The organism is Labrenzia sp. C1B70, from assembly GCF_000475395.1.
Classification (GTDB): Bacteria; Pseudomonadota; Alphaproteobacteria; order Rhizobiales; family Stappiaceae; genus Roseibium; species Roseibium algicola.
In genome coordinates this window covers 79,176-102,265 of the sequence record NZ_AXCE01000012.1, presented here as the reverse complement: position 1 = coordinate 102,265, position 23,090 = coordinate 79,176, and the positions used below count along the sequence as shown (strand labels likewise).

The following is a 23,090-nucleotide window of genomic DNA, read 5'->3' as shown; positions in this document are numbered from 1 at the left end:
TTCAGACCTCCTGTGCCTGCAGCCACATTTCCAGAAGCGCGACCTGCCAAAGCTCGGAACCACGCAAAGGCGTGATGTATTTGGTCGGGTCGGCATACAGTTTCTGCAGGTAAACCTCGTTGAAGAGGCCTCGTTCCCTGGCGGCCTGACTGGAAAGCGTGTCGCGCACCATGTCGAGATAGTCACCCTGGATGTATTTCAGCGCAGGCACCGGGAAATAGCCCTTCGGACGGTCGATGACGGCACTCGGAATGACCTTGCGCGCAGCTTCCTTCAGGACGCCCTTGCCTTCCTGTGCGAGTTTGAACTCGGCAGGAATGCGTCCGGCGAGCTCGACCAGTTCGTGATCGAGGAACGGAACGCGCGCCTCAAGGCCCCAAGCCATGGAGTGGTTGTCGACACGCTTGACCGGGTCATCCACCAACATGACGTTGGTATCGAGCCGCAGGGCCTTGTCGACCGGATCGGCAGCGCCGGAGCGGGCGAAATGTTCTTCGACGAAGGCAAGGCTTTCATCCCTGGCACAGTGGTAGGCGGGGGAAACAGCCTCTGTCATCTGTGCTTCAGTCCGGTCGAAAAAGGCCGTGGCATAATCGGAAACCGGACTGTTTGAGCCGCTGAGCTTCGGATACCAGTGGTAACCGGCAAAGACTTCGTCGGCACCCTGGCCGGACTGGACCACGGTGATGTGCTTGGAGACCTCACGCGACAGCAGATAGAAGCCGATATTGTCATAGGAGACCATCGGCTCGGACATCGCCTTGATCGCTCCGGGCAGGTTTTCCTGAAGCTCGGAGGAGGGGATGAAGATCTGCTGGTGATTTGTTCCGTAGTGTTCGGCAATCAGGTCCGAATACTGGAATTCGTCGCCCTTTTCGCCATGTGCTTCTTCAAAGCCGATGGAGAAGGTTGCAAGACCCTTCTGGCCTTCCTCGGCCAGCAGACCGACGATCAGGCTGGAATCGACACCGCCGGACAGGAGAACGCCGACAGGTACGTCGGCCACCATGCGGCGGCGAACGGCTGTGCGCAGGCTTTCCAGGACTTCATCGCGCCAGTCGTCGGCGCTGCGGGCAAGGTCTTCCGCCGTCTTTTCAAAACGCGGTTCCCAATAGGTGTACTCGGAAGAGGTGCCATCAGCTTCAAGCGTCCGCACCGTGGCCGCGGGCAGCTTGCGCACGCCGTTCAGGATCGTGCGCGGCGCGGGAACGACAGCGTGCCAGCTCATGTAGTGATGCAGCGCCACCCGGTCGATCGACTTGTCGATGCCACCGCCTGCCAGAAGTGCAGGCAGGGAGGAGGCGAAGGCAAGACGCCCGTTCGCTTCGCTCAGGTAAAGCGGCTTGATGCCGAACCTGTCGCGGGCAAGGTGAATGCGGCCGCTGTCATGCTCGTGAATGGCGATGGCGAACATGCCATGGAACCTGGAAAAGCAATCCTTGCCCCACTCGGCCCAGGCCTTGAGGATGACCTCGGTGTCGCTGGTAGAGAAGAACGAATAGCCGCGGCCAATCAGCTCGGATCGCAGCTCCTGGTAATTGTAGATGCAGCCGTTGAAGACCAGGGACAGGCCAAGCGCCATGTCGGTCATTGGCTGCGTACCACGTTCGCTTAGGTCAATAATCTTCAGGCGCCTGTGGCCAAAGGCGACCCGGCCGCGCTGCGTTACACCCATACCGTCGGGGCCGCGCGCCGCCATGGCGTCCGCCATCCGGCTGACCCGGACAACGTCTGCCTGACTGCCATTGAAAACCACTTCGCCGCAAATGCCGCACATATTGAAAAAAATCTCCGTTTTGTAACTGGACGTGCACTATATAGAGGTCTAATCATTAGAGTTCAAATTAATAGAGGTGTAATAATGCAGGCGATGCAGGCATCGCAAGTGGTCAAGGCTATCCGGAAGATCGTCCGGGCCATTGACTTGCGCTCCAGAGAAGTGTCCAGACTGACCGGGCTCACGATCCCGCAAATCGTTGTTTTGCAAGGGATTCGGGATCTGGGTGAGGTGACGACCAAAGCCCTTTCGGACAACGCTGACCTGAGCTCGGCGACCGTGGTAACCATTCTCGACAAGCTGGAAGAAAAGGGTCTTGTCGAGCGGTACAGATCCGTCTCGGACCGGCGAATCGTCCATGCCAAGCTGACGAAAAGTGGAAAAGAGGTTGCCTCAAACCTGCCTGGCCTTCTGCATGAAGAGTTCGTGCGAAAGTTCGATGATCTGAATGCCGAGGACAGGACGCACCTCGTTTCTTCTATCGAGCAGATTGCCGAAATGATGAACGCGCACAAGCTGGATGCGGCGCCTATCCTGATGACGGGAAAGCTCTCGGGGTAAGATACCCGGGCAAGATCAGGCTCGTTTCTTGGAGGACTGGTCGGGGTCGTTCATGATGCCGGATGCTTTCAAGGTTGCCCTGAAGCTCTGCAGTTGCGATTGAATGAGGTTTGCCGGTACGGCCGGGGAGCAATAATAACCCTGAAGGCCGTCGCAGTGATGGGTCACTGTCAGCGCGAATTCTCCTGCAGTCTCGGCACCTTCCGCTATCACACGCAAGCCCAGGCTGCGTCCAAGCCGAACGATCGCCTCAAACAGCTGTTCGCGTTGCGGGTGCGTATCCGCCCCGGAAATGAAGGCTCGGTCGATCTTCAGCTCCTGGAATGGCAGCCGGTGCAGATAATTCAGGGAAGAGTAACCCGAGCCGAAATCATCCAGGGAAAGCTGGACACCAATCTGCTGAAGTTCTGAAAGGATGTTCAGAACCAGCTGCTCCCTGGTGTCGACAAAGACGTTTTCCGTCACTTCAAGACACAGGTAGCTAGCAGGCAGGCCATAGTCGTTCAGGGTCTGCCGAACCGTGTCGGCAAAATTGGACTGGCGGAATTGAAGTGGTGATACGTTGATGGAAACCTGGCCGAACTCGAAACCGGCCTGCCGCCACTCTGCGGCCTGCTTGCACGCCGATTCCAGAACATATTGGCCAAGGTCCAGGATAAGGCCGGTCTTTTCCGCAATCGGAATGAACTCTCCCGGCGGGATGAGGCCACGTTTTTCGTGTGGCCAGCGGAGCAGGGCTTCCAGGCCAATGAGACGGCCGTCGGCAGGGCAAACCTGGGGCTGATAATGCAATACAAGCTGGCGGGTTTGAAGTGCAGCACGCAACAGCGTCTCCGTGAGCATTTCACTCTGGACGCGGTCGTTCAGGGGCGGAGAAAAGAATTCGTATCGTGCACCTGCGTTCCGCTTTGCTGCCCGCAAGGCAAGTCCCGCCATACGGTGAGCCGTTTCAGCGTCCTCTGCATCTTGCGGCAAAAGGGCTATGCCGATGCTTGGTTCTACACGGATTTCGCCTTCTTCCAACTGGAAGGGGACGGACAGCATGTCGATTGCCTGCACCGCGTAGTCTTCTGCAATCGCGCCCTTGCTGTCAAAGGGCAGGAGAATGCAGAAATCGTCTGCCGAAATTCGAGCAATCTGCGCGCTCGGGCCGAAGATATTTGCAAGACGTGCGTAGGCCTGTAACAGGACCCGGTTACCTACCTGCTGGCCGAAGGTGTCGTTCACCTTGGCAAAGCCATTGAAATCCAGATGGATCAGTGAGGCCGAATAGGTGCCGGACCTTGCCCGTTGCAAGGCTTCGCTCAGATCCGAGAAGTATCTGGCACGGTTGCCTGCGGTGGTCACAGGGTCCGTATAGGCAAGCTTGTGAAGCTTGTCCTGCAGGTCGGTGACCCTCTCCAGACCATGCGCCAGATCACCGATCTCGTCCCGCCGGTCCGTGAAGGGAATGCGTTTTGGCTGGGTGCCGGTGGCCAGTTCATCCGCTGTCTTTGCCAGGCGGCGCAATGGCCGCAATTCGAAACGCAGGAACAATCCCCCCACAAGGATGACAGCAAACAGGATGACAATGGCTGCAGAGGCCATGCGTGTCTTCAGTCGGTTTTCTGCCAATGTCAGGTCGTCTGCCCAGCCGAAATCAACTGCGATTGCACCGACAAGCTTACCGCCATCGGTGACAATCGGCGTCAGATAGGCGAGGCGGAACCTGCCCTGAACCGGAACATTGCCCGCATATGGCTGGCCTGCAGAAAGACTGGCAAATGCGGGGTGGCCTTCGCTGATGGAAAAAGCCGGCGGGGGCTCACCCTTGGGATGGCTGAAGGTGGTGGCGAAGCGGTCGAAGGATCTGGTCTCGCCCGACCAGCTGAACAAATTCGCCGCGCCCTGATTGGTCTTGCCTATGGTTTCGATCAAGCCGTCCAGCTTTTCGCTTGGCTGGAGCAATTCTTTGGCAGAAGCTTCGGAAACGCGAATGACGATCGGCTCACCACTATCAGCGAAAACCGGATTGAAGCTTGCATTCGTGCCGTAATGCAGCATTGAAGCAGCGGCACGTGCGGCCCGGTCCAGCCTGATGGTGGCATTTTCCTGAGTGCTTCTGGACAAATCGAGATAGGCAAGCCCTGAGACCAGCCCGATGCTGCAAAGCACCATCACCACCAGGGTGAGGCTGATCCTGAATACAAGCGAATGTAGTCCGAGCCGTTCTATTGCACCAAATCCTTGTCAATTTCACGTATAGGAAGCTGGATTGGCAATTAGCACGTAAAAGTAATTCTTATTCGCTACGAAATCCTGAACAGGGCTAAAAAAATTGGCGGTTTCCCGCGCTGTTCCTGCGTAACGTGCCCGTGCACAGACGCCAATCAACTTCGCCAGGCGGTTCCAAAATGTAAGGACAAGCTCTATTGGCGGTGTGAGACATGCCTTTTGTTGACCGAGACCCGGATGGTCATCCCCGTCATCTTCCGGGGAACGCGCGCCAAAGCCATTGGAAAATCGGCAGAAAGGCGTTAGGACGAGTGGTTGGTGCGGCAATTCGCGGATCGGCCGACCGACACAGCGTTTTTCGGGAAGACTGATACTTGATTTCTCTCAGACCAGTTTTGAATGTTCTCGGATTTCTGTATGTCGGCCTGGCAACTGCCATGCTCATTCCCGCTATCGTGGACGTTGCCCAGAAAAATGCCGATTGGCAGGCCTTTGTCTTTTCCGCACTTCTGACCGGCATGATCGGCATGCTGTTGTCTCTTGCCGTCGGCGGATCGCTGCGCGAGGGACTGGACACACGGCAGACCTTCGTTCTCACGACGCTTGCCTGGACGACGTTGCCGGCCTTCGGCGCGCTGCCGTTCCTGTGGCTTGGCATCGGCTACGCGGATGCGGTGTTCGAGGCGGTATCCGGTTTCACCACCACGGGATCCACCGTTCTGACCGGCATCGACAGTCTGCCGCCGGGCCTTCTGGTCTGGCGGTCGCTGATGCAGTGGATGGGCGGTGTCGGTATCATCGTTATGGCCATCGTGCTGCTGCCGTTCCTTAGGATCGGCGGTATGCAGCTTTTCCAGAGCGAGAACTCCGATCGGTCCGAGAAGATCGTCAGCCGGTCGGTTGAACTGATCCGGCTGATCGGCCTTGCCTACCTGTTCCTGACATTCCTGTGCATCGTCGCCTATCTGGTCACGGGGATTGAGCTGTTCGATGCCTTCAATCATGCCCTGACCACGATCGCGACGGGTGGCTTTTCCACCCATGATCAATCCTTCGGCTATTTCACCAATCCGGCCTCAGGTTGGGTTGCGATCGTTTTCATGATCATCGGTGCCTTGCCGTTCGTGCTGATCGTCCAGGCCTTGCGCGGTCATCCGCTGCAGCTCTGGCGCGATCCGCAGGTGAGGGCATTGCTGGGGTTTCTGGCTGTGGTGGCTTTGACGCTGACCGTCTATCTCGGCCTCAACATGCACTTTCCCTTCGATGAAGCGCTGTTGAGGGCCACCTTCAACGTGGTTTCCATCGTGACAGGAACCGGTTATGCGCTGGGCGACTATTCGCAATGGGGCGCGCCGGTCGTCGGGATCGCGCTGCTTCTGATGTTCGTTGGCGGGTGTACCGGTTCAACGACCGGCGGCATCAAGATTTTCCGCTTCCTGGTCTTCTTCGGTACTGTCCGCGCGCATCTGCGCCGCATGGTGCGTCCGCACCGGATCATGTCGGAAGAGTACGGCGGAACAAGACTGACGCCTGAACTGTCCTTCTCGGTTCTGGCCTTCCTTGTTGTCTACATGGGGTCGGTGGGCATCATAACCGTTGCCTTGTCCTTCTTCGATCTGGATCTGGTTACGGCCATCTCCGCGGCGGCAACATCCGTGGGCAACGTCGGTCCGGGCCTGGGGCCGGTCATCGGCCCGGCAGGGCATTTTGCTCCGCTGCCGGATGGCGCCAAGTGGCTGTTGTCCTTTGCCATGCTGGTCGGCCGCCTTGAGCTGTTCACAATCCTGGTTCTTCTTGATCCGGATTTCTGGTCAAAGTGACCTTTAAGCTCACCTGAACGAACGGGGCCGTCGGGTCCTGATCTGCACGAGAGAGATCTGCCATGAAGTTTTCCGCGCCCCTTGTCAGTGGCCGTCTGGTCAAGCGCTACAAGCGTTTCCTTGCCGATGTTCTTCTGGACGACAATGGCGGTGCGATCACGGCCCATTGCGCCAACCCGGGCTCGATGCTCGGCTTGAAGGAGCCGGGATCTCGTGTCTGGCTGTCGGCTTCGGACAACCCGAAACGCAAGCTCAAGTATTCCTGGGAAGTGATCGAGGCCGACGGGGCTCTGGTCGGCATCAATACGGCACACCCGAACAAGCTGGTGGAAGAAGCGCTTGAGGCAGGGCGTATTGCCGGACTTACAGGTTACCAGACGCTGCGCCGTGAAGTGAAATACGGCAAGAACTCACGTATCGATATTCTGCTGGAAGGTGCAGACGGCGCGAAGACCTACGTGGAAGTGAAGAACGTCCACCTGATGCGTAAAGCAGGACTTGCTGAGTTTCCGGACAGTGTCACTGCCCGCGGCGCCAAGCATCTTGTGGAACTGGGCGACATGGTGGCCGAGGGGCACCGCGCGGCAATGGTGTTTCTGGTCCAGCGGCCCGATTGCAGCCGGATGAGCCTTGCGGACGACATCGACCCTGCCTATGCAGCCGCCTTTGCCGAGGCCAGACGCGCCGGAGTGGAAGCCTTTGCAATCGGCTGCGATGTCCGGCTGGACGGCATTGATGCAGTCAAGCCGGTCGAAATCATCGCCTGAGCGAAGCCAAGCCAAACCAAGCCAAGTCAAGCCAAATTGGGCGGCAGCTGTTACGCCTGCCGCACGACAATCGGCGTGCCGTTTGGTACACGGTTATAAAGATCGATAATGTCCTGCTGGAGCAGGCGCACGCAGCCGGACGACACGGCCTTGCCAATGGACAAGGTTTCCGACGTGCCGTGCAGGCGGTAGAGCGTGTCGCGATTGCCTTCAAAAATATAAAGAGCTCGCGCACCCAGCGGATTGTCGAGACCCGGCGGCATGCCGTTCCTGTATTTCTCCAGTTCTGGCTGACGGTCGATCATTTCAGCCGGCGGCGTCCACTTGGGCCAGGCAGCCTTGCGTGCGATGCGCGCACGGCCACCCCAGGCGAATCCTTCCCGGCCGATGCCGACGCCATACCGCATTGCCTGGCCGCCCTCCATGGTCAGGTAGAGAAGCCGGTTGGGCGTATCGACGATGATCGTGCCCGCCGGTTCGGGAGCGGCATAGGTCACCAGTTGGCGGTAGTAGACCGGATCGATCTTCGACAGATCCACTGCCGGAATAGGGTAGGGCTCTTCCGGCATTGCCCGGTACATCTGAAGGTACTCGGGCGAAATGCGCACAGCTCTTCCCAGACCATCGGCTGGGTAACCAGGTCCTGCAAGTTGTCCGGTTCTTTGGCTGGATGCGCAGCCGGTCACAAGAGCGGCAGCAGCGGAGGCGAGGAACAAACGTCTGTTGAGCATTCCGTTTTCCGAAATAGGCTTTCGTAGCGTGTAACGACTAAGTTTTCGGAGAGGAAACGCATGACAGGCGACAAAGTTCTGATTTGTCGAATTTTTGTTTCGGCGAGCAGAGATATCTGGGCGGATTGACTTGAAGGCAGACGCAAAAAGACCGGCCAAACGCGATGCCTGACCGGTCGATTGTCGATTTACAAACAGGGTTCCAGCGGAAACGTGGCAGGACCCTCAAAAGTTCGCGAAGTCTGGATCAGCCCGCGGTTTCTTTCGAAAGCGGCGGCTGGAACTGCCAGCCCATGTCCCAGGGGAAATAGATCCAGGTGTCCTGCGATACTTCGGTGATGAAGGTATCGACCATGGGCACGCCAACCGGCTTTGCGTAAACAGTCGCGTAGTGTGCCTTCGGCAGCATTTCACGAACCACTTTCAGGGTCTTGCCGGTGTCGACCAGATCGTCGATCACCAGAACACCGCTACCTTCACCGTCTTCCAGATCGATGACCTTCGGATCGATCGGCTTGATGACCTTGAGCGAACCCTGACTGTCGTAGTCGTGATAGGACGCAATGCAGACGGTTTCGATGGTGCGGATGCCAAGCTCACGCGCAACGATCCCGGCCGGTACCAGTCCGCCACGGGTGATGCAGACGATCGCCTTCCATTCGCCTTCGCTAGAAAGGCGCCAGGCTAGTGCGCGGGAATCTCTGTGAAACATGTCCCAGGAAACGGGGAATGCTTTGTCTTGGGCTGGGTTTTCCATTTCTAGTCCTTCAGATTATCCCGACAGGTCGGCGACAGCTTCCGCGACATCCCTGACCGCGGCCATCAGTATCGCCTCGTCCCGCGAGCGGATCACGATTTGTGTGGTGAACTTGCCGTCCGTCGCTCTCGGATAAGAGCCAATCAAGGTTTGCGGATGCGCGTCCTGAATGGCAGCGAGGCGCTCGGCGATGCGGCTTTCAGGCATGTCTGCGGCAACGGTTTCCGACAGCATCTTCTTGCCAGTCTTCAGCGAAGGCGCAAGCGCGTCCATCATCGCCTGCATGATCGACGGCACGCCTGCCATCACGTGGACGTTCTCGATCCGGAAGCCCGGTGCCTTCGAAACCTTGTTTTCGATGAGGTCTGCGCCTTCGGGGATTCGTGCCATCCGCTGGCGAGCCGGGGTGAATTGTCCCGGCGGGTAGTGGGGTTCCATGATTGCGACAGCGCGCGGATCAAGGTTCAGCGCAACACCAAAGGCGTCAGCGATGCTTTCGGCCGTGATGTCGTCGTGTGTCGGGCCAATGCCGCCGGACGTGAACACGTAGTCGTAGCGCGCCCGCAGCGCATTGACGGCACCGATGATTTCCGGCTTTTCGTCCGGAACAATGCGCACTTCCTTGAGGTCAATGCCAAGCGCAGTCAGGTAGTCGGCGAGGAAGCCGATGTTCTTGTCCTTCGTGCGGCCGGACAGGATCTCATCCCCGATGACCAGAAACGCAGCGGTTACAACGTCATCTGCCCTCTGACCGGTCATCTTCACACTCCCTGACACATGGATGGGGATTGGCTTTATCCCAGCTTGACGCCTGGCTCAAGCGAAAGCGGGTCTATTGCCCGGGAGTCCAGCCATAAATATCGTCGAACCTGGCAGCCAGACTGGTTGGTTTCGACAGGCGCAAAACGGTGTCGCGGGCGAAGGCCATCGCGCCACCATAGTGGAATGTGCGGGCATTTCTGAAAGAAATACCCTGAATGTGCTGTACCCGTTGTTTGCGTTGCCGCTCAAACGCCCTGAAGGCAGCGGGGATGTTTTCGACATCCTGAGGCATATGCTCAGCCAGGATCGCTGCGTCCTCGATGGACATTGCCGCCCCCTGCGCCATGAACGGCAGCATCGCATGGGCGGCATCACCGATCAGCGCAATATTGCCATGGGTCCAGGGGCCTCCAGCGTCCACGCTGCACAGGGCCCATTTCAACCAGACGTCAGGGATCGTGAGAAGATTGCGAACTTCCGTTGGCCAATCCCGGAAAATCTTCAGAAGGGTTTCCTTGTTGGCCTTTGCAGACCAGGTCTCGTCCTCCCAGGCCTCTTCGACCAGCCCGACGATGTTCAGTTCCCGCCCACCACGAACCGGGTAATGCACCAGATGGGCGCTCTTGTGGAACCAGAGGCCGGCATCGCGGCGCCAGCGCTCGGGCACCGCATCGATCGGAACTGTGGCCCTGTAGGCAACCTGGCCGCTGTAATGAGCGTCTTCATGTCCGGGAATGAGCCGCCTGGTCCTGGACCAGACCCCATCAGCGCCAATGAGAGCCCTGCAACGAAGTTTTCCCGAGATCTCATTGTCCTGGAACACGCAGGTCAGGTGCTCGTAGGGCGAGGATTCCAGATCGATAACTTCGCTTGAAAGGCGGAGGGAGATACCGTCACTGGCCTGGACCTTCTCCAGAAGCACGCGCTGGAGATCTGCCCGGTGGATTTCCCAGAAAGGATAGCCGTGTCGCTCCTTCAGGAAAGTGCCCATGGTCACCCTGGCGAGCTCTTCGCCGGATTTTGCCGAGCAGATTTTCACAAAATCCGGGGCATAGGCATGTGGGGTGAGGTCTTCCAGCAAGCCAAGCTGATCGAGTACCGAGCAGGCGTTGGGAGAGAGCTGAAGGCCGGCGCCAACTTCCGAAAGTTGCCGAGCCCTGTCCATGAGGACAATTTCATGCCCTTGAGCATGCAGGCAAAGGGCGGCCGTTAGACCGCCAATCCCTGCGCCGGCAATAATGATCGGAAGACCGGTCTCACCATTCGTGCTCATGGACAGACCAATAAGTTACGCCGCTACAGGCGTCCAAGTGCAGTCTGAAGGCGAGGATTCGGTTGCCTGCAGTGTCTTGTCGAACTTGTAGAGCGTGGAGCAATAGGGGCAGACCACTTCGTTCTCACTACCCATGTCGAGGAAGACATGGGGATGATCAAACGGAGGATTTGCGCCGATGCACATGAATTCCCGTGCGCCGATCGCCACCGAATCGTGTCCGCTGGAGTTCTGGAAATGCGGGACGACATGATCCGCCATGTTGAAATTCCTCTGTCTCTAAAGGGTTGGACCCCGATAGCAAATTTTCCGGACCATATCCATTTGTAAAATATATGGGTAGACCCGGAATGTGCGATCCACAACCGCAGCAAGGCTCCACCTGGAGCCGGAAATGGGCTTTACCTTCGCTGCCCAAACCCCTTACTCTACCGTGAAATTGTGTTTTCCGTTTACGTAAGGGTTAATGTCTTAGATGCCTCAGTTCGAGTTCGATGGTGTTAGGATCGCCTATGAGGATAAAGGTGAGGGGGACCCGATCCTGCTGATCCACGGGTTCGCGTCCAACAAGCAGGTGAACTGGCAGTATCCCGGTTGGGTCGATTTGCTGGTAGGCGACGGCAGGCGCGTGATTACCATCGACAATCGCGGCCACGGCGACAGTCAGAAATTCTACGACCCGGCAGCTTATGGTGCACCGGTGATGGCGGAAGATGCCAAACGCCTGCTCGACCATCTTGATATCGAGCGTGCCGATGTCATGGGCTACTCGATGGGCGCAAGAATCTCGGCATTCCTGACCCTCAATCACCCGGGCAGGGTGCGCCGCGCGATCTTCAGCGGTCTGGGCTACGGCATGATTTCCGGCATCGGAGATCCGGAACCGATTGCGACAGCCCTTGAGACCGACCGCATCCAGGACATTTCCGATCGCACCGGACGCGCCTTCAGGGCCTTTGCGGAGCAGACAGGGTCCGATCGCCGGGCGCTGGCGGCCTGCATGCGCTCCTCGCGGCAGAAAATCAGCGAGGAAGACGTCGCGCGCATTGAACGTCCGGTGTTGATTGCTGTCGGTACGAAGGACGATATCGCCGGGTCACCGCAAAAGCTGGCGGCCTTGATTCCGCATGCGGAAGTTCTGGAGATCCCGGGCCGAGATCACATGGTTGCGGTGGGCGACAAGGTGCACAAGCAGGGCGTTCTGGCGTTCCTGAACAACATTGAAGCGTAAGGCCTGACGCCACCGGAGGCGCAAGCCGCGCTGTGGTGTGCTGATCGGGTATCGAGGGAGGTTGCATGGGTCCGAAGCGTGTTGAATTCCAGGGCGCGGAAAAGAACGGTCTGGTGGCGGATCGCTACGGGGTAGGGGACTTGCCTGTGATCATGCTCCACGGCGGCGGCCAGACCCGGCATTCCTGGGACGGTGCTGCACGCAGGATCGCGGATCTCGGGCACCCGGTCTATTCACTGGACCAGCGCGGACATGGCGAAAGCGATTGGGTTGCCTCGGGAAACTATACATTCGACGATTTCGCCAGGGATCTCGTGGCTGTCACCAGTCAGGTTGAGGCCTTGCACAAGGCGAACCCGGTTGTCGTTGGTGCGTCGCTTGGCGGCTTTGCCGGTATGCTGGCGGAGGGACAGGAAAACAGGGGCGGTCTTTCCGCGCTGGTTCTGGTGGACATCACGCCACGGATCGACATGGGTGGTGTCGCCAAGATCCTGGGCTTCATGGGAGACAGGGTCGATGACGGCTTTGCCGATGTGGAAGAGGCCGCTGATGCGATCGCCCGCTATCTGCCCAACCGTTCGCGGCCCAAGGACCTGTCCGGCCTCTCAAAGAACCTTCGCCTCCATGCAGATGGCCGCTACCGCTGGCACTGGGACCCGGCTTTCCTGAAGTCAAAGCATCATCAGGACGAAGACAGGGCGGTGGAGTCGCAAGAGCGCATGCTGGCTGCGGCGGGCAATCTTTCCGTGCCTGTTCTCCTGATCCGGGGGCAGAACTCCGAATTGGTGTCCATGGACCATGTTCGCGAATTCCAGGCGCTGGTGCCTCACTCGAAATTCACCGATATCCGTGATGCCGGACACATGGTTGCCGGCGATCGCAATGACGTTTTTGCCGGGGCGGTAGAGGACTTCCTGATCGCACTCAAAACCGATGCCGCAATGGCCTGAGGCAGGTTTGCCGACAAATCGTCGTGACGCGTTCGGGTGTTCGCTGTGAAGTGAAAACGGGAGTCGTTTCAACTTGCTGGCAGAAGAGGTTGAGAGGTTGATTCAGCTTCGGGGCTTGGCTTGCGATCCTGTCAGATGCCAGTGAACACCGGCGATCTCTTTTCCAGAAAGGCCCTGCAGCCTTCGCGGTAGTCGGCACTGTCGATACAGACCTGCGCATTTGCAAGGTCAGCCGTTGCGTCCGCCTGACTGCCGGGCTGGGCGAGGCGATTGATGGCTTGCTTGGCTGCCTTCAGTGACAAAGGCGCATTGGCGCAGAGTGCCTTGCTCAGCGCGTTGATGTGCTGGTTCAGATCCATGTCATCCACCACTTCATTGACAAGGCCCATGTCCAGCGCCTTTTCGGCCGTCAGGCGCTCGGCCGAAAACAGCAATCTCTTGGCGTTGGATGGTGAAACGGCCTCCAGCAGGTCCCCGAGCGCTTCGGGCGGATAGGCAAGACCGAGCCTTGCTGCAGGAATGGCGAAAAAGGCGGAACGGGCCGCGATGCGCAGATCGCAGGCGAGCGCCAGGCCCAGGCCGCCGCCAAGGCAGGGGCCTTCAATTGCCGCAATGACCGGGACGGGCAGCGCCTTAAGCGCCTTGAAGGCGGCAACATTTATGTCGTCGTATCTCTTGGCGGCTTCCGGCGTCGAGCGGATGGTTTCGAATTCCGATATGTCAGCACCTGCGCAAAAGCTCTTGCCACCGGCACCGCGCACGATGCAGACGCGCAGATCCGGATCCCGTGCGAGCTCTGCCAGAAGACCGGGAATTGCCTGCCATGCGGCAAGAGGCAGCGCGTTTTTTCTGTCGGGCGCATTCAACACAAGCTCTGCAATCTGACCGTTGCGGATCACCATCGGGTTGCCGGAAGGGGCTGATAGGGACGTTTGTGTTGGCATGATTTAACCTCAAATTGCGATTTCAGTTAGCAAGATGCTGAAAATCTTCAGGTATCGGGGTTCATTCGAAACGGTCATATCTGATATCAGGAAGTTTGATTTGGGAATATCAGACGACAGTCCTATTTTAAGGACCACTCGTGACGGCTTGAAAAGGAGACAGGCCATGTCGGCACCGATCAGCAAGACCGGTTTGAAAGAAGTTCCGACCCATGATCCGGTCTGGCATCAACTGAGGGATGAAGCACAAGCGATGGTCGCGGCAGAGCCGGCCCTGTCGTCCTTCGTCTACGAAACTGTTCTGAACCATGACAGCCTGGAAGAGGCCGTCGTTCATCGCCTTGGCGACCGGCTGGGCCGGGACATTGTTTCCGCATCATTGATCCGGCAAACCTACCTTGAAGCCCTGGCTGACGAGCCGGAGCTGGCCAAAATTTTCAGGGTCGACATCGTTGCCGTCTTCGACCGCGATCCGGCATGCTTCCGTTTCCTGGAGCCGGTCCTTTACTTCAAGGGCTTCCATGGTCTGCAGACGCACCGGCTGGCAAACTGGTTGTGGCGCCGTGGCCGGAAGGATTTTGCCCTTTATCTGCAAAGCCGCAGCTCGGAAGTTTTTCAGATCGACATCCATCCGGCGGTTCCCGTCGGGCGCGGTATCTTCATCGACCACGGTACCGGCATTGTTGTTGGCGGAACCGCGGTGATCGAGGACGATGTCTCGATCCTGCAGGGCGTCACCCTTGGCGGCACCGGCAAGGAAGATGGCGACCGCCATCCGAAGATCCGCCGCGGTGTCTTGCTGGGGGCGGGAGCCAAGGTGCTCGGCAACCTGGAAATCGGACATTGCTCGCGCATTGCCTCGGGGTCCGTGGTGCTTCAGGACGTGCCTGCAAACACGACGGTTGCCGGGGTTCCGGCCAAGATCGTCGGCAAGGCAGGGTGCGCAGAACCGGCCCGCAGCATGAATCAGCTGCTCGGTGAAGACGCCGGCCAGACGAATTGAAATTCCGGTTTCAGGAAGACGGGGAAAGCTTGCGGAAAGGCTTTGGCATTTCCGTTGGCTCCTGTAGGGTCCGCGCCAGATTGATGCTGAAGGCAAAGAACAGGAGAGCGCCGTGAAACCCGATGAAATCCGAAAGATCGAAGCCTATCTGCGTTCGAAGTTCGAGAACAAGACCATCAAGGTGCAGGCCCGCCCGCGCAAGGACGACTCTGCCGAAGTTTACATCGGCGATGAATTCATCGGTGTCATCTTCCGGGACGATGAGGATGAAGATCTGAGCTGGAACTTCCAGATGGCAATCCTTGAAATTGATCTGGACGAAGTCTGAGTTTCAGACTTTTCGATCGTAACGTGAAAAGGCGGCTCCTCTGGTGAGCCGCCTTTTTCATTTCTCCGCCATTCGCTCAAGTCAGGTCATTGCATCCGGTAACCTTCGATGCTGGCAACGATGTCGCCGTCGAGACGGCGCCAGTCCGGCAGCAGCGATTGATCGAAGCTGTAGCGCAGCTCCAGACCCGAGGCGAACACGATGGCGCGGTGGCAACCGGCTTTTCCGGAAGTGCTGTCTTTGCGGCATCGTGCGATGAAGCCGTTTTGAACGGTCGGATCGTAGACGATGAGATCCGTCGCAGGCGCGCCACGCGCAGACAATTTCAGCACCTTCAGTCCAGAAGGCCCCTTCATCTCGCCGCCGCGTGCAAGACGCCTGTAGAACGGATCAAGCCTTGCCCGCAGGCTCTCCCGGCCGGGATTGCTCTCAAGGTCAACCTGGATCGTCGCAGGGGTGTCCCATCCCGTATCGCTGTTTTTCGTGGCGCTGGAAGACCAGTGCAGGTTCAGGCGAAGTGTTTCAAACGCGGCTTCGGAACCAAGGGCCTGCCGTTTCTGCGAAGCCGTCGCGATCAGGTTCAGGGGAAGCTCAAAGCGGGTCGTGCCAACCGCAAAGCGGACGGGCTGGTCCTGTCTGATGCCTGCCTCCATCGGCCAGCCGGATGACCAGGAGTAGATCTTCCCGCCAACATGAGCCGTGCCCAATACACACATTGCCAACGCCAGCCAGGTGAAGTGGCGGGGATCGGTTCTGATCGGGCCTGGCAAGGAGACAGGTATCACGACTTCAGTCCCTTGATTGGCTGTGCACATATATGGGACAGGTTGTCCTGAAACGGCACAGGTGTCCCGCTTGGGGAAGGCGTTGACACTGCTCGAAGTGGCTCAATTGAGGGGATTTCGCTCATTTGCCGTTCCGGCACAGTCTTTGCTCTTGACCCTTTACGAATTCTTAATCACTTTCCGTGCGAAAGAGTTAACAAGGGGTTAACGGGCGTGCTGTTCAATCTTCTAATCGTTGGATATATCGCATGCGCCGGATTTGTTGCGTCCGGTGTGCTGGGCAGCCTTTATCAGCTGATCACGAAGCAGCCGCCGAAGTTCGCCTTTGACGGAGAGGGCATCCTGTCGTTTATCGCCGGCGTTTTTGTCTGCGTGTTCGCTGGACCCTTCATCATCATGCGCAATGCCATTCGCGGACGCAGGATCGAAAAGCGGCCGTTGGGCTGGCTGGTCGCGTCTTCAACGATTGCCGGCATGTGGAGCATGTGTTCCGGTGTTATGGTGATCAACGTTGCCCTGATCATGATTGGTTACACCTGAGGTCTCATGCCGGTCTTTGCTCTTGATGGACGTACCCCTGTTTTTCCGGAAAACGGAGAATACTGGATCGCACCGAATGCGACGCTGATTGGCGATATCATTCTGCAGGAAGCCGCAAGCGTCTGGTTCAACGCGGTCCTGCGTGGCGATAACGAGCCGATTACCGTCGGCATGCGCTCCAACGTCCAGGACGGCTGCGTCTTTCATACGGACATGGGTTACCCGCTGACCATCGGCGCCAACTGCACGATCGGCCACAAGGCAATCCTGCATGGCTGTACGATCAAGGACAATTCGCTGGTCGGGATGGGCGCGACAATTCTGAACGGCGCTGTCATCGGCTCCAACTGTATCATTGGTGCCAATGCCCTTATTGCCGAAGGCAAGGAAATTCCGGACAATTCTCTTGTCGTGGGCGTGCCCGGAAAGGTCGTGAAAACGTTGCCGCTGGAAGCGGCGAACGGGATTGCGAACTCGGCTGACGGATATGTGCGCAACTGGCGCCGCTTCAAGGCCGGCCTGCGGGAACTCTGACCCGCTTTGATCTTGCCCCCTTCGACCCGATCCCGAATGAGCTGGGCCTGAAAAGGCGGGAACCGGCCTGCGGGGGGCGGGCCGGTTCCCTGGATCCGGTCGTGGTAGGGATGGGGAGGGTGGGGACGCGACCGGATCGTCCAAGCGGCCGGCTGAAGCCGGACCAATCCCAATCCTAGTTGGACACGCTACTGACGGTCGTCACGCGCGTGTCTGCAATACCTGTCCACTGCACGGGCGAGCTGGCGGACTGACGTTTGATGTAACGGTAGGGTGTCGAATACCAGGGCAGCACCGCCTCGATCTGGTTGTCGAGGATCATGTCGCCATGGTCCGTACGTACCGTCAGAACGGCATGACCCGAGTTCTGGGTATCTTTTGCAACAGTGATCAGAAGGGCGCTTTTCGGCCAGCCGGCTTCGATCAGGACCCGCTGCTTTTCAAGGACGTATTCTTCGCAGTCACCGTATCCGTTTACCGGATAGGTCCAGTATTCTTCCTGGCCGAATAGGTCCTGGTCGGTCATAGGATGAATCCGGCGATTGACTTCCTTGTTGATTGCAATGAGTTCGTTCCAGCGGGCTTCGTCCAGCTTCACGACAACCGGCTTGTATGTTTCCTTCGGACAAGCCGAGACGTTGTCACGGCAGAACTGGTCATAGCCGACGGGTGCCTTGACAACCATTTGCATGTCCATGAAGCGACCGGGTTCTGCCTGTGCAACCGATCCCATGACGGTGCAAGACAGCAACATTGCAGAAGCGAGTAGAGTTCTGTGAAGTAATTTCATCGTAACGCCCTCCCCAAGGCTGACGCAACGATGACCCAATGATTTTTACTTGGAGAAAATCTCCAAAGTAAAACTGTATTTGTATTTTATGAGTGTTTGAGTTTCTTTTTACCGTTATTTGAATTTACTTTAATTCAAGTTGGAAGAAAATTTTCGTAAAATTTGATGCATCCTCCAGAAGTCATTGAATTAGCGAGAAATTGGTGTTTTTCGAGTGGTGCGAAATCGGTTTTCAATCGCCTGGTTTTCGGTCTGGAGCGGGCCGTGTGCCCGTCCTCAAGGGTGAGAAAAGGGCATGAAAGTTTTTTGATTTTTTTGGATCTGGCCACCAGAAAAGAAACGCGACTACCTGGAAAATTGCGCAGAAACGAAAAGACCCGGCAAAAAGCCGGGCCTGTCTGAAGGGTTTTAAGCACTTGCGATTGATGAGAAAGCTAAAGTCAGCTTTCCTCTGGTGCCGATATGTGATGTTCCAGCAATTCGCGGCTTTGAACGGCAGCAAATTCGACGGCTATGCCACCTTCGATGCGGCGAATGACACGTGCATGCATCTTGCCGAGCGTGATGGCGTCGCCCATCTCCGGCACGATGTCCGTGGCGATGGCCGCGCCGGACAGGGATACGTCTATGATGCGGCAGACATGTTCCGAGCCGTCCGGCAGGATCATCTTCGTCATCGGGTTTTTGGGCACGAAGCGGTCGTGGCGGCGGTCTTCGGGAAGATTGAGTTCGTCCCGGTTCGCAAGCCACGTCAAAACATTGGCGATCTTGTCGCGTTTGCGGACCGTATTGCGCAGTTCAACCGCAAAGCCACCATCGATCAGGCGGGAAATCCTGCCTTCGACGCGGCTCAGGTGGTCAAGATAGGCAATCACGCGTTCGCCGACCCTGCCGGTGACCGGTGTAATCATGGCCATGCCGCCCGGCGACATGTCGATAACCTGACAAGGATATTCGCGCCGATCTTCAAGCATGAAGCGGCCCAGTATATTGACCTGGACCCGTTGATGGCGCCGGCGGTCAGTGACTTGAATCGATCTGCTTCCTTCGGTTGCTGTTGCCACTCCGGCGCTCATGCCTGTTCTATCCAAAACGGTGCGCAAATCGCATTGTCCCCGGCTGAGATGCGATTCAAAAGACGTCTTTCAAAGCACTTTAGGTAGCTGGGGTTAACGATGTGTAAGAGTGTAGCTCAGAAGGCGCACAGGTCCAGACTTGTGATCGATAAAAATGCGGGTACGGCCGTGATGTTCGGAATTCGAGCGCTCTCTGGCGAGAAAGCACAATAACGCGAGAGTAAAAATCCGGAAGGAAGGACTTCTTTTCAGCTGAATAGAGGCTGCAAACCAGCCGGTGCCGAACATGAATTCGGGCCAGCTGATTCTTGGCCGGCCCGATTTCGCAGTTGAACAGGGATGTTACCAGACTTGCTATGTTGTGCGGGTCAGGACTTGCCGCCGGAATAGACGGTCAGATGTCCGACCTTGCGCTCCGCACCGCTCGGCAGGGGCGGTGTCGGCATGGCGATGCCCTCGGCGGTAAACCGCGGCAGGATCGGGTTGAGCGTGGAAGCAGGGGAATCCACGAAATAGGGGCGCTCGTCCGGCCAGACCAGGCGCAGGCTGCTGATCGACTGGCTCAAAATGGGATGCAGGCCGATCCAATAGGGTTTTTCCATCGGAGTACAGCTTCCTAGGACACGGATCCTGCCTTCACCTGGAACATTCAGCGGCACCAGCAGCATTTCCATCTGCAGGATCTGTCCGCGTTCCGTATGGCCGTTGATGCCGATTACGGCCGCGGCCGCATCTTCGGTGATGGCGGCGATCAGGCTTTCCAGGGCTTCACGGTCTTTCACGCTCCAGCCGCGCAGGAAGTTGCGGCCCTTGAGTTCCCGGCAATGTGCGGAACACAGACGTGTACCGGCGAGGCGGTAGCGCACGTCCCTGGAACCGTTCGTCTCCAGAATGAAGGTATCACCAAGAAGGCCACGGATCTCACCCGGATCGACTTCACTGCGGTTCGGTGCAGGACGGGCGCCGCGAAGATTGTCCCAGTAGTTGTAAAGAGTTTGCGTTACGCCGTGTTTCATCTGGTTCGCCTCTTTGCCATTCTTGCGCCCGGTGTTTCGTCTCAAGACAGTTCTTGTTTCAAAACGGGACGAAAATGCTTCCCTGTTGGTTTTTGACCTTTACAAAGCAGGGCGCGTGCCAAGTGCTTGTTGGTGCGAAAGCTTGAGAGGCGGTCAGAAATTAAGGTTAATTTTCGGTAAAGCTTGTATTGGGGGCAGTTGCCTGTCAGCTTAACACTCAGTTCACATAGACAGCGGGTGGGAGGAACCTGTTGTTGCAGGTCAGGCCGCGGGCCGATAGGTACAGCCGCCAAGAGCTGCCTCGGTAAAACAAGCGCCGGCCAGAGTGAACAACTGTCCTGAACGGGCGTCGTGGGGACGCGACCGGTTTTGGGGGGCATCGCAAAGCGCTGGTCACCTTTAGGTGGCCGGCGCTTTGTATTTTCAGGCTTTTTGGGGATTGTGACCGGTGAAGTCGAAGTCACTAATTCCCGGTTTCGCATGTTCTGGCGGTCGAACCACTCTTGTTTTGTCTTCGATCTGGCTTAGAAGAAAGACAGGAAAGGCAGAGGGTCCATGAACGTTTACCGCATTGATGAAGAACGCGCCCGGCGCGAAAAAGCCCAGAAGGAACAACCTCCCCAACGGCCGTCCGGTCCGCCCGTGTTCAATCTGCCCGGGATCATCGTCTGGCTTGGCGGTATCCTGATTGCGATCCACGTTTTGCGTGCGATGGTCCTTCCGGCAAACCTGGACAATCTGATCATCGAACTTTTTGCATTCTGGCCGGTAAAATATGCCTATCTTGGCAGTCTGCCGCCTTTTGATCTTCTCTCCAGCCTCTGGGCCTTCGTCACTTACAGCCTGCTGCATGGTGGCGCCATGCACATCATTTTCAACCTGCTCTGGATGGCGATTTTCGGCAGTGCGGTTGCCAGGCGGTTTGGCGTGGGCCGGTTTCTGCTGTTTTCGGCGGCCTGTTCCGTTGGCGGGGCGCTGGCTCATCTTGCCACCCATTGGGGGGAAGGGGCGCCGATGATCGGTGCATCCGCCGCCATTTCCGGTCAGATGGCTGCGGCCATTCGTTTCGTTTTCGAGCGTGGTGGCCCGCTGGGAGCGATCCGCAGCAACGATCCGACGGCCTATTTCGTACCGGCGCAGCCGCTTGCGGAATGCCTTCGCAATCAACAGGTTCTGGTTTTTGTCGCGGTATGGTTCGGGCTCAACCTGTTCTTCGGCCTGATGAGCGGTCCCGTTGCGGGACAGCCGGCAAGTGTTGCCTGGCAAGCTCATATTGGTGGATTTGTCGCCGGACTTGCCCTGTTCCCGCTGTTTGACCCCGTGCCGCAGCGGCGGAATTCCTGACGCGGAGCGAAAGTGCGTTCAAGACGCAAGGTCAACAGTTTGCGCGATCTGATTTTTTTGCCATGATACCTGACGACTGGAGGTCGTCCTGTCGGATTCGAATGGACGTCCGGCCCCAGTCGGTGCGAAAGTGGTCGAGCAGCAGGAACATCTCCTTCCGGAGACCGGCTGGCAGACTACATTAAGGTCGATCAACTATTGACGTTTGATCGCTTCCGATTGAGCGTCGGTTGATCTGGTCCGGTAAAACGGACCGATTGATGCCATGGGAGGTGATTGAATGACCGTAGCCGCTATCCTGAGTGGGAAAGGCCACGATATTATCACAGCGCGCAGCGACGCGTTGCTCAGCGAAATTTGTGAAACCCTGGCAAAACACAAGATCGGTGCCGTGGTCGTTTCCGACAAGGAAGGTGCCGTTGACGGCATTGTGTCAGAGCGGGACATCGTTCGCGTGGTCGGTACGCAAGGCGTGTCGGCGCTGAAAACACCGGTTTCCGGTGTCATGACCAAGAACGTGGTTACCTGCTCCGAAGAGAACAACATCAACGAAGTCATGGCTCGCATGACACAGGGCAGGTTCCGCCATATGCCGGTCGTGAAGGACGGCAAGCTGACCGGTGTGATCTCCATCGGCGACGTCGTGAAGTTCAAGATTGCGCAGGTTGAACTCGAAGCCGAGCAGATGCGCAGCTACATTACGATGGCCTGACATGAAAAAGGCTGGCTTGTAGGCCAGCCTTTTTGTTTCGACGTGTGATTTATCAATCTTGCCGTGTTGCCAGAAACGCGGTGGCTTCCTTCAGCATTTTTTCGGGTTTTTCCCCGTGCCATGCCGACTGGGACATGTCCGGCAAGCGATGCGCAATGCCCTTGTGGCAATCGATGCAGGTCTTTTCACCCGTGAACAGGAAGCGTTGGTGCGCTTCAGAGGCCCTTCCACTCTGACGGGTTATGTCCATGGAATCGGCGGAATGGCAGTTGCGGCATTCCAGAGAATTGTTCGCCTTGAGCCGGGCCCATTCGTGCTGGGCCAGTTCAAGCCGGTGTTCCAGAAACTTTTCCCGCGTATTGATCGTTCCGAAGATCTTGCCCCAGACCTCCTTTGAGGCCTGCATCTTGCGGGCGATCTTGTCTGTCCATTCATGGGGGACATGACAATCCGGGCAGGTGGCTCTCACGCCCGAGCGGTTGGAGTAGTGGATTGTCGTTTTAAGCTCGGCAAAGACGTTGTCGCGCATCTCGTGACAGCCCGTGCAGAACTTCTCGGTATTGGTCAACTCCAGCGCGGTGTTGAAACCACCCCAGAAAATTATGCCCATGATGAAGCCGCCGAGGGTCAGAAAGCCGAGGCTGTAGTGCACGCTCGGGCGGCGGATGGTGGTCCAGAGCCTTTTGAGGAAGGCCAGCATCATTTGGCCCCCTCTTTGGATTTCACATATTCGAGCACTTCATCGACATCGACAAAGTCGTTCTCGACCAGAGGCCGGGCGTCGGTCTGCGGCACGTGGCACTGATTGCAGAAATACCGCCGGGGTGTGACGGACGCCAGGAACTGGTTGTCCCGGTTCATGAAATGCGTGATCGACACCATTGGCGCCTGGCTGACTTCAATGGCTGTACGGGAGTGACAGCTCAGGCACTTGTTGGAGTTCTTGTCGATCTGATAGCCCTCGATCGTGTGAGGGATCAGCGGTGGCTGCTCGGGATAGTTCCGCACCTGGCGAATGTCGGAGTTCACCGGCTTTGGCATCGGGGCAGGCGTCCCGTTTTCCGCCAACGGCGTTGCGGGGCGCATGGTGGCGATGTGTTCCTGGGCGGCTGCGGCAGCTGCGGCAACCAACAGGGCGGCGCAGGCAAGGCCGATTGCAAAGCGTTTCATGGCTC

25 protein-coding genes are annotated in these 23,090 nt (G+C 57.6%); 11 read left to right on the top strand and 14 right to left on the bottom strand.

The features are described 5' to 3' along the window. Window position 1: 1 nt before the first annotated feature. Window positions 2-1,777 (bottom strand): N-acetylglutaminylglutamine amidotransferase, encoded by a 1,776-nt coding sequence (locus Q666_RS48760; protein WP_023001061.1) that lies wholly within the window; start codon window positions 1,775-1,777, stop codon window positions 2-4. An 84-nt stretch (window positions 1,778-1,861) separates the two neighbouring features. On the opposite strand from Q666_RS48760, the gene Q666_RS48755 reads away from it, so the two are divergent. Beyond that, window positions 1,862-2,338 carry a MarR family transcriptional regulator gene (locus Q666_RS48755; RefSeq protein ID WP_023001062.1) on the top strand — a complete coding sequence of 159 codons (477 nt, stop codon included), beginning with the start codon at window positions 1,862-1,864 and terminating at the stop codon, window positions 2,336-2,338. A 15-nt stretch (window positions 2,339-2,353) separates the two neighbouring features. Here Q666_RS48755 and Q666_RS48750 read toward each other — a convergent pair whose 3' ends face one another. After that, entirely contained in the window at window positions 2,354-4,495 is a 2,142-nt protein-coding gene (locus Q666_RS48750) for an EAL domain-containing protein (RefSeq protein WP_023001063.1), read from the bottom strand. A gap of 452 nt (window positions 4,496-4,947) precedes the next feature. Here Q666_RS48750 and Q666_RS48745 point away from each other — a divergent pair, with 452 nt between their 5' ends. Both Q666_RS48745 and sfsA read left to right on the top strand, forming a co-directional pair. Further along, window positions 4,948-6,372 carry a TrkH family potassium uptake protein gene (locus tag Q666_RS48745; RefSeq protein ID WP_023001064.1) on the top strand — a complete coding sequence of 475 codons (1,425 nt, stop codon included), beginning with the start codon at window positions 4,948-4,950 and terminating at the stop codon, window positions 6,370-6,372. A gap of 62 nt (window positions 6,373-6,434) precedes the next feature. Continuing rightward, entirely contained in the window at window positions 6,435-7,139 is a 705-nt protein-coding gene (gene sfsA / locus Q666_RS48740) for a DNA/RNA nuclease SfsA (RefSeq protein ID WP_023001065.1), read from the top strand. A gap of 50 nt (window positions 7,140-7,189) precedes the next feature. Here sfsA and Q666_RS48735 read toward each other — a convergent pair whose 3' ends face one another. The 5 genes from Q666_RS48735 to Q666_RS48715 all read right to left on the bottom strand — a co-directional run bounded on the left by Q666_RS48735 (window position 7,190) and on the right by Q666_RS48715 (window position 10,923). Then, a complete protein-coding gene (locus Q666_RS48735) occupies window positions 7,190-7,870 on the bottom strand; it encodes a L,D-transpeptidase (RefSeq protein ID WP_081713269.1) in 681 nt (226 codons plus the stop codon). 247 nt (window positions 7,871-8,117) lie between these two features. After that, window positions 8,118-8,627, bottom strand: a complete 510-nt coding sequence (gpt, locus tag Q666_RS48730) for a xanthine phosphoribosyltransferase (protein ID WP_023001067.1) — start codon at window positions 8,625-8,627, stop codon at window positions 8,118-8,120. Window positions 8,628-8,642: 15 nt separating this feature from the next. Next, complete coding sequence (locus Q666_RS48725; RefSeq protein WP_023001068.1) at window positions 8,643-9,386, bottom strand: molybdopterin-binding protein; 744 nt, start codon at window positions 9,384-9,386, stop codon at window positions 8,643-8,645. 73 nt (window positions 9,387-9,459) lie between these two features. Then, window positions 9,460-10,662, bottom strand: coding sequence for an FAD-dependent monooxygenase (locus Q666_RS48720; RefSeq protein ID WP_023001069.1), 1,203 nt, complete (start codon window positions 10,660-10,662; stop codon window positions 9,460-9,462). 15 nt (window positions 10,663-10,677) lie between these two features. After that, a complete protein-coding gene (locus Q666_RS48715; protein WP_023001070.1) occupies window positions 10,678-10,923 on the bottom strand; it encodes a zinc-finger domain-containing protein in 246 nt (81 codons plus the stop codon). 214 nt (window positions 10,924-11,137) lie between these two features. Between Q666_RS48715 and Q666_RS48710 the strand changes: the two genes are divergently transcribed. Continuing rightward, window positions 11,138-11,893 carry an alpha/beta hydrolase gene (locus Q666_RS48710; RefSeq protein ID WP_023001071.1) on the top strand — a complete coding sequence of 252 codons (756 nt, stop codon included), beginning with the start codon at window positions 11,138-11,140 and terminating at the stop codon, window positions 11,891-11,893. A gap of 65 nt (window positions 11,894-11,958) precedes the next feature. Beyond that, window positions 11,959-12,843 (top strand): alpha/beta hydrolase, encoded by an 885-nt coding sequence (locus tag Q666_RS48705; protein WP_023001072.1) that lies wholly within the window; start codon window positions 11,959-11,961, stop codon window positions 12,841-12,843. Between the two features lie 131 nt (window positions 12,844-12,974). Here the strand turns inward: Q666_RS48705 and Q666_RS48700 are convergent, their stop codons facing one another. Beyond that, window positions 12,975-13,787 carry an enoyl-CoA hydratase gene (locus Q666_RS48700; protein WP_031269304.1) on the bottom strand — a complete coding sequence of 271 codons (813 nt, stop codon included), beginning with the start codon at window positions 13,785-13,787 and terminating at the stop codon, window positions 12,975-12,977. 166 nt (window positions 13,788-13,953) lie between these two features. Between Q666_RS48700 and cysE the strand changes: the two genes are divergently transcribed. Next, window positions 13,954-14,790, top strand: coding sequence for a serine O-acetyltransferase (gene cysE, locus Q666_RS48695; RefSeq protein ID WP_023001074.1), 837 nt, complete (start codon window positions 13,954-13,956; stop codon window positions 14,788-14,790). Window positions 14,791-14,902: 112 nt separating this feature from the next. Continuing rightward, window positions 14,903-15,118, top strand: coding sequence for a DUF3126 family protein (locus Q666_RS48690; RefSeq protein ID WP_006940479.1), 216 nt, complete (start codon window positions 14,903-14,905; stop codon window positions 15,116-15,118). An 86-nt stretch (window positions 15,119-15,204) separates the two neighbouring features. On the opposite strand, the gene Q666_RS48685 is transcribed toward Q666_RS48690, so the two are convergent. Further along, on the bottom strand, window positions 15,205-15,834 hold the full coding sequence (locus tag Q666_RS48685; RefSeq protein WP_145903469.1) for a hypothetical protein: 630 nt from the start codon (window positions 15,832-15,834) through the stop codon (window positions 15,205-15,207). Window positions 15,835-16,116: 282 nt separating this feature from the next. Between Q666_RS48685 and Q666_RS48680 the strand changes: the two genes are divergently transcribed. Next, window positions 16,117-16,443, top strand: a complete 327-nt coding sequence (locus tag Q666_RS48680) for a hypothetical protein (protein WP_023001076.1) — start codon at window positions 16,117-16,119, stop codon at window positions 16,441-16,443. A 6-nt stretch (window positions 16,444-16,449) separates the two neighbouring features. Continuing rightward, complete coding sequence (locus Q666_RS48675; RefSeq protein ID WP_023001077.1) at window positions 16,450-16,977, top strand: gamma carbonic anhydrase family protein; 528 nt, start codon at window positions 16,450-16,452, stop codon at window positions 16,975-16,977. 175 nt (window positions 16,978-17,152) lie between these two features. Here the strand turns inward: Q666_RS48675 and Q666_RS48670 are convergent, their stop codons facing one another. The 3 genes from Q666_RS48670 to Q666_RS48660 form a co-directional block, all read right to left on the bottom strand. Next, window positions 17,153-17,767, bottom strand: coding sequence for a transglutaminase-like cysteine peptidase (locus Q666_RS48670; protein ID WP_031269305.1), 615 nt, complete (start codon window positions 17,765-17,767; stop codon window positions 17,153-17,155). Window positions 17,768-18,207: 440 nt separating this feature from the next. Further along, window positions 18,208-18,843 (bottom strand): PilZ domain-containing protein, encoded by a 636-nt coding sequence (locus Q666_RS48665; RefSeq protein ID WP_023001079.1) that lies wholly within the window; start codon window positions 18,841-18,843, stop codon window positions 18,208-18,210. A gap of 368 nt (window positions 18,844-19,211) precedes the next feature. After that, complete coding sequence (locus tag Q666_RS48660; protein ID WP_031269307.1) at window positions 19,212-19,859, bottom strand: PAS domain-containing protein; 648 nt, start codon at window positions 19,857-19,859, stop codon at window positions 19,212-19,214. Window positions 19,860-20,414: 555 nt separating this feature from the next. Here Q666_RS48660 and Q666_RS48655 point away from each other — a divergent pair. Both Q666_RS48655 and Q666_RS48650 read left to right on the top strand, forming a co-directional pair. Next, complete coding sequence (locus Q666_RS48655; RefSeq protein ID WP_023001081.1) at window positions 20,415-21,203, top strand: rhomboid family intramembrane serine protease; 789 nt, start codon at window positions 20,415-20,417, stop codon at window positions 21,201-21,203. A 280-nt stretch (window positions 21,204-21,483) separates the two neighbouring features. Continuing rightward, the gene (locus Q666_RS48650; RefSeq protein WP_023001082.1) at window positions 21,484-21,915 is read left to right on the top strand and encodes a CBS domain-containing protein; all 432 of its coding nucleotides are present in this window, start codon (window positions 21,484-21,486) and stop codon (window positions 21,913-21,915) included. 52 nt (window positions 21,916-21,967) lie between these two features. On the opposite strand, the gene Q666_RS48645 is transcribed toward Q666_RS48650, so the two are convergent. Together Q666_RS48645 and Q666_RS48640 are read right to left on the bottom strand one after the other, a co-directional pair. Then, the gene (locus tag Q666_RS48645; protein ID WP_031269311.1) at window positions 21,968-22,615 is read right to left on the bottom strand and encodes a cytochrome c3 family protein; all 648 of its coding nucleotides are present in this window, start codon (window positions 22,613-22,615) and stop codon (window positions 21,968-21,970) included. Continuing rightward, a complete protein-coding gene (locus tag Q666_RS48640) occupies window positions 22,615-23,085 on the bottom strand; it encodes a nitrate reductase cytochrome c-type subunit (RefSeq protein ID WP_023001084.1) in 471 nt (156 codons plus the stop codon). The genes Q666_RS48645 and Q666_RS48640 overlap by 1 nt, the downstream gene beginning before the upstream one ends. Window positions 23,086-23,090 lie beyond the last annotated feature (5 nt).

Excerpts from the sequence above, each read along its gene's own strand:
- Q666_RS48760 (WP_023001061.1), bottom strand. The coding sequence starts at position 1,777 with ATGTGCGGCATTTGCGGCGAAGTGGTTTTCAATGGCAGTCAGGCAGAC.
- Q666_RS48755 (WP_023001062.1), top strand. The coding sequence starts at position 1,862 with ATGCAGGCGATGCAGGCATCGCAAGTGGTCAAGGCTATCCGGAAGATC.
- Q666_RS48750 (WP_023001063.1), bottom strand. The coding sequence starts at position 4,495 with ATGGTGCTTTGCAGCATCGGGCTGGTCTCAGGGCTTGCCTATCTCGAT.
- sfsA (WP_023001065.1), top strand. The coding sequence starts at position 6,435 with ATGAAGTTTTCCGCGCCCCTTGTCAGTGGCCGTCTGGTCAAGCGCTAC.
- Q666_RS48735 (WP_081713269.1), bottom strand. The coding sequence starts at position 7,870 with ATGCTCAACAGACGTTTGTTCCTCGCCTCCGCTGCTGCCGCTCTTGTG.
- gpt (WP_023001067.1), bottom strand. The coding sequence starts at position 8,627 with ATGGAAAACCCAGCCCAAGACAAAGCATTCCCCGTTTCCTGGGACATG.
- Q666_RS48725 (WP_023001068.1), bottom strand. The coding sequence starts at position 9,386 with ATGACCGGTCAGAGGGCAGATGACGTTGTAACCGCTGCGTTTCTGGTC.
- Q666_RS48720 (WP_023001069.1), bottom strand. The coding sequence starts at position 10,662 with ATGAGCACGAATGGTGAGACCGGTCTTCCGATCATTATTGCCGGCGCA.
- Q666_RS48715 (WP_023001070.1), bottom strand. The coding sequence starts at position 10,923 with ATGGCGGATCATGTCGTCCCGCATTTCCAGAACTCCAGCGGACACGAT.
- Q666_RS48710 (WP_023001071.1), top strand. The coding sequence starts at position 11,138 with ATGCCTCAGTTCGAGTTCGATGGTGTTAGGATCGCCTATGAGGATAAA.
- Q666_RS48705 (WP_023001072.1), top strand. The coding sequence starts at position 11,959 with ATGGGTCCGAAGCGTGTTGAATTCCAGGGCGCGGAAAAGAACGGTCTG.
- Q666_RS48700 (WP_031269304.1), bottom strand. The coding sequence starts at position 13,787 with ATGCCAACACAAACGTCCCTATCAGCCCCTTCCGGCAACCCGATGGTG.
- cysE (WP_023001074.1), top strand. The coding sequence starts at position 13,954 with ATGTCGGCACCGATCAGCAAGACCGGTTTGAAAGAAGTTCCGACCCAT.
- Q666_RS48685 (WP_145903469.1), bottom strand. The coding sequence starts at position 15,834 with ATGTGTGTATTGGGCACGGCTCATGTTGGCGGGAAGATCTACTCCTGG.
- Q666_RS48675 (WP_023001077.1), top strand. The coding sequence starts at position 16,450 with ATGCCGGTCTTTGCTCTTGATGGACGTACCCCTGTTTTTCCGGAAAAC.
- Q666_RS48670 (WP_031269305.1), bottom strand. The coding sequence starts at position 17,767 with ATGAAATTACTTCACAGAACTCTACTCGCTTCTGCAATGTTGCTGTCT.
- Q666_RS48665 (WP_023001079.1), bottom strand. The coding sequence starts at position 18,843 with ATGAGCGCCGGAGTGGCAACAGCAACCGAAGGAAGCAGATCGATTCAA.
- Q666_RS48660 (WP_031269307.1), bottom strand. The coding sequence starts at position 19,859 with ATGAAACACGGCGTAACGCAAACTCTTTACAACTACTGGGACAATCTT.
- Q666_RS48655 (WP_023001081.1), top strand. The coding sequence starts at position 20,415 with ATGAACGTTTACCGCATTGATGAAGAACGCGCCCGGCGCGAAAAAGCC.
- Q666_RS48650 (WP_023001082.1), top strand. The coding sequence starts at position 21,484 with ATGACCGTAGCCGCTATCCTGAGTGGGAAAGGCCACGATATTATCACA.
- Q666_RS48645 (WP_031269311.1), bottom strand. The coding sequence starts at position 22,615 with ATGCTGGCCTTCCTCAAAAGGCTCTGGACCACCATCCGCCGCCCGAGC.
- Q666_RS48640 (WP_023001084.1), bottom strand. The coding sequence starts at position 23,085 with ATGAAACGCTTTGCAATCGGCCTTGCCTGCGCCGCCCTGTTGGTTGCC.